General features: G+C 58.7%; 3 protein-coding genes. All 3 read left to right on the top strand.

Going from position 1 to position 4,360, the window contains the following annotated elements; genetic code table 11:
• Nucleotides 1-1,408, top strand: a 1,408-nt coding sequence (locus JJ869_RS22265) for an NADH-ubiquinone oxidoreductase-F iron-sulfur binding region domain-containing protein (protein ID WP_292270917.1), incomplete at its 5' end; no start/stop codon positions are given.
• 3 nt (nucleotides 1,409-1,411) lie between these two features.
• Entirely contained in the window at nucleotides 1,412-4,189 is a 2,778-nt protein-coding gene (gene fdhF / locus JJ869_RS22260) for a formate dehydrogenase subunit alpha (RefSeq protein ID WP_292270915.1), read from the top strand.
• Between the two features lie 31 nt (nucleotides 4,190-4,220).
• Nucleotides 4,221-4,360: formate--tetrahydrofolate ligase (locus JJ869_RS22255; protein WP_292266315.1), on the top strand; the 140-nt coding region annotated here is incomplete at its 3' end.

Below are 4,360 nucleotides of genomic sequence, written 5' to 3'. Positions count from 1 at the left end.
CGTCAAAGGAACTCAAGCGCCGCCGCCCGCTTTGACAATTCGGGTGTGCGATTCCCTGTCCTGTGAAATGGCAGGCGCACAACAGCTCAAGGCTGCACTTGAGGATGGGCTTGATCCTGCAAAGGTGCGTGTGCTTCGTGCGCCGTGCATGGGCCGCTGCGACACAGCACCTGTTCTCGAACTGGGCCACAACCATATTGATCACGCGACACCGGAGAAGGTGAAAGCCGCGATAGAGGCCGGTGACACCCATGCGCATATCCCGGTTTATGAAACCTTCGCATCCTACGTGGCGGATGGTGGCTATGAGACGTTAAAAGACCTTCGCGCGACCGGTGATTGGGAGGCCGTGCAAGAGACTGTTCTGGCATCTGGTTTGCGCGGGCTTGGTGGTGCAGGCTTTCCGTCGGGCAAGAAATGGGGCTTTGTGCGGGCCAATCCGGGGCCACGTTATCTGGCCGTCAACGGCGATGAAGGCGAACCGGGCACCTTCAAAGACCGCTACTACCTTGAACGCACACCGCATCTTTTTCTCGAAGGCATGCTGATTGCGGCTTGGGCCGTCGAGGCCGAGACCTGCTTCATTTACATGCGTGACGAGTACCCAGCGGTGCTGCACATCCTACGCACCGAGATCGAAGCGCTTGAGACTGCGGGCATCGTGGCGCGCGGTTACATTGATCTTCGTCGCGGGGCCGGGGCCTATATCTGCGGCGAAGAAAGCGCCATGATCGAAAGCATCGAAGGCAAACGCGGCCTTCCCCGTCACCGCCCTCCTTTCGTGGCCCAGGTGGGCATCTTCGGCCGACCAACGCTCGTTCATAATGTCGAAACGCTTTACTGGGTTGCGCGGGTGTGCCGTGAGGGACCCGAGCTTTTGACAAGCGTTGAAAAGAACGGTCGCAAAGGTCTGCGAAGCTATTCGATCTCGGGTCGAGTCAAGGCTCCGGGTGTGTATCTGCTGCCCGCCGGATCGACGATCGTGGACCTGATTGACGCCGCTGGCGGCATGATCGAGGGCCATGTGTTCAAAGCCTATCAGCCGGGTGGTCCATCTGCCGGACTGCTGCCCGCGTCTATCAACGACGTGCCCATGGATTTCGATACGCTGCAAGCACACGGCTCGTTCATCGGGTCTGCCGCAATCGTGATCCTCAGCGACCACGACAAGGCACGGGATGCCGCCCTGAACATGATGCGCTTCTTTGAGGATGAAAGCTGCGGTCAGTGTACGCCCTGCCGGGTCGGCTGCGAAAAGGCGGTCAAGCTGATGCAGGCGGATAAGTGGAACACGCTGCTTCTCGAAGAGCTGAGCCAGGCGATGGTCGATGCGTCGATCTGCGGGTTGGGACAGGCTGCACCAAATCCGATCCGGCTCACGATCAAGCATTTTGCGGATGAGGTGTAAGGCATGAGCGCTCAGGTCACCTTTACGCTGGACGGTGAAACAGTCACCGCCGATGCCGAGGCAACGATTTGGGAAGTTGCGAACGGGCGTGGACTTGTCATTCCGCATCTCTGCCACAAGCCAGCGCCCGGATATCGCCCGGACGGAAACTGCCGCGCGTGTATGGTTGCGATCGAGGGAGAACGGACACTTGCTGCCTCTTGCATTCGCGTTCCAACCGAGGGGATGGTTGTCACAACCAATTCGGCACGCGCGACCCATGCCCGCAAAATGGTGGTCGAGATGTTGGTGGCAGACCAACCGGACCGGGATGCCGCCCACGACAAATCAAGTCATCTTTGGGATATGGCCGAAGTCAACGGTATAGATCAAAGCCGCTTTCCCAAACTTGAAGATGGGCGCATCCCGTTGCTGGATGACAGCCATGTCGCAATGCGGGTGAACCTTGACGCCTGCATCCAATGCGGGTTGTGCGTGCGTGCCTGCCGCGAGGTTCAGGTCAACGACGTCATCGGGATGGCGGGCCGTGGGCATGACAGCTATCCGACATTCGATTTTGCAGACCCGATGGGCGAAAGCACCTGTGTGGCGTGTGGCGAATGCGTGCAAGCCTGCCCGACAGGTGCTCTGATGCCGGCGAGTGTTTTGGACTGTGATCAAGTCGGGGACCGCCGTGACTTTGATACAGAAACCGAAAGCGTCTGTCCGTTCTGCGGTGTTGGCTGCAAGGTTTCTCTCAAGGTCAAGGACGGCAAGGTCAAATATGTTGAAGGTATCATTGGCCCGGCAAACGAAGGCCGGCTTTGCGTCAAAGGGCGGTTTGGCTTTGACTACATCCATCATGAACACCGCCTGACCAAACCCTTGATCCGACGCGACGATGCGCCCCCGAAAGGCTTGAACGTCGATCCCGGCAACGTCCTGACCCACTTTCGCGAGGCAACTTGGGAAGAGGCAATGACGGTCGCGGCGGGCGGTCTTGCCAAGCTTCGTCAGGCACATGGTGGGGCTTCTGTTGCGGGGTTCGGCTCGGCCAAATGCACCAACGAAGAAGCCTATCTGTTCCAAAAACTGATCCGACAAGGTTTCAAGCACAACAATGTCGATCATTGCACCCGCCTGTGTCATGCCTCGTCCGTGAGTGCCTTGATCGAGAATGTCGGTTCCGGCGCGGTGACAGCGACCTTCAATCAAATCGAAAATTCGGATGTCGCGATTGTCATTGGCGCGAACCCGGTCGAAAACCACCCTGTCGCGGCCACGTATTTCAAACAGTTCGCCAAAAACGGCGGCAAACTGATTGTGATGGATCCGCGCGGTCAGGGGCTCAAACGGTTCGCCTACCAGATGCTCCAGTTTCGACCGGGTGCAGACGTGTCGATGCTCAACGCGATCATGAACGTGATCGTCGAAGAAGGGCTTTATGACCAGCAATATATCGATGCCTACACCGAGAACTGGGAGGCCGAAAAAGAGCACCTGAAAGGCTTTACACCCGAGGCGATGTCACCGATCTGCGGTATTGCGCCGGATGTGATCCGTGATGTCGCGCGCACCTTTGCCGGTGCCAAAGCCGGCATGATCTTCTGGGGCATGGGCGTCAGCCAGCACATTCACGGGACGGACAATTCGCGCTGCCTCATCAGTCTGGCCCTGATGACCGGACAGGTTGGCCGCCCCGGAACCGGTTTGCATCCGCTGCGTGGTCAGAACAACGTGCAAGGTGCATCTGATGCAGGTCTCATTCCGATGTTCGTTCCGGACTACCGGTCTGTCATGGACGATGCCGTGCGCGAGGACATCTTCAGTGTCTGGGGGCGCGATGAGGATTGGTCCAACCAGAAAGGCCTGACAGTCACCGAAATCGTCGACCAAGCCTATGCGGGCAACATCAAGGGAATGTATATCCAGGGCGAAAACCCCGCTATGTCGGACCCCGATGTAGAGCATGCACGCGACGCATTCGCCAAACTCGACCATCTTGTCGTACAGGATATCTTCCTGACCGAAACGGCGTGCTTTGCCGATGTGATCCTGCCCGCGTCGGCGCTCTATGAAAAGAACGGCACCGTCAGCAATACCAACCGGCAGGTCCAGCGTGTGCGCCCAGCGGTTCCGCCACCCGGTGACGCGCGCGAGGATTGGCAGATCACCGTTGAACTGGCGCAGCGTCTTGGACTGGATTGGGACTACACCGATGTGTCCCAAGTGTTTGCCGAGATGAAGCAGGTGATGTCATCGCTGGATAACATCACATGGGAACGGCTTGAGACCGAGACCGTCACGTATCCGTCCCTCAGCCCAACCGATCCCGGTCAGGCGGTTGTCTTCGGCGATGGCTTTCCTCGGCCGCAGGGTCGCGCCCGGTTTACCCCCGCCTCTCTGGTGTCTCCGGACGAGGCACCTGATGCCGAATTTCCGATGATCATGACCACCGGACGCCAGCTTGAGCACTGGCACACCGGTTCCATGACCCGCCGCGCCTCCGTGTTGGATGCGGTCGAGCCGGAAGCCAATTGCTCTCTGCATCCGAAGACCTTGCGCGCGCTTGGCGCAGAGCCCGGTGACATGCTGCGTCTGACGACGCGGCGCGGGTCGATTGAGATCATGGCGCGGGCGGATCGCGCTGTCGCGGAAGACATGGTCTTTGTGCCCTTCGCCTATGTCGAAGCTGCGGCGAATGTGCTCACCAATCCGGCGATCGATCCATATGGAAAGATCCCGGAATTCAAATTCTCGGCCGTGCGTGTCGAGACTGTCCCCAAAATCGCGGCTGAATAATCAGCTCGCCCTACCCAACAGGATTCCCAACATGTCGTACAAGTCGGATATTGAGATTGCGCGTGAGGCGCGGAAGCGGCCGATCGTGGAGATTGGAGAGAAGATCGGGATCGGGTCGGATGACCTTTTGCCCTATGGCCATGACAAGGCGAAGGTGAGCCAGTCGTTCAT

Origin of the sequence: Marivita sp. (assembly GCF_017643905.1) — a bacterium.
Classification (GTDB): Bacteria; Pseudomonadota; Alphaproteobacteria; order Rhodobacterales; family Rhodobacteraceae; genus Marivita.
The sequence above is the reverse complement of the archived record's forward strand: the minus strand, read 5'-3'. Positions and strand labels throughout refer to the sequence as shown.

Coding starts and splice junctions, on each gene's coding strand:
- fdhF (WP_292270915.1), top strand. CDS start 1,412: ATGAGCGCTCAGGTCACCTTTACGCTGGACGGTGAAACAGTCACCGCC.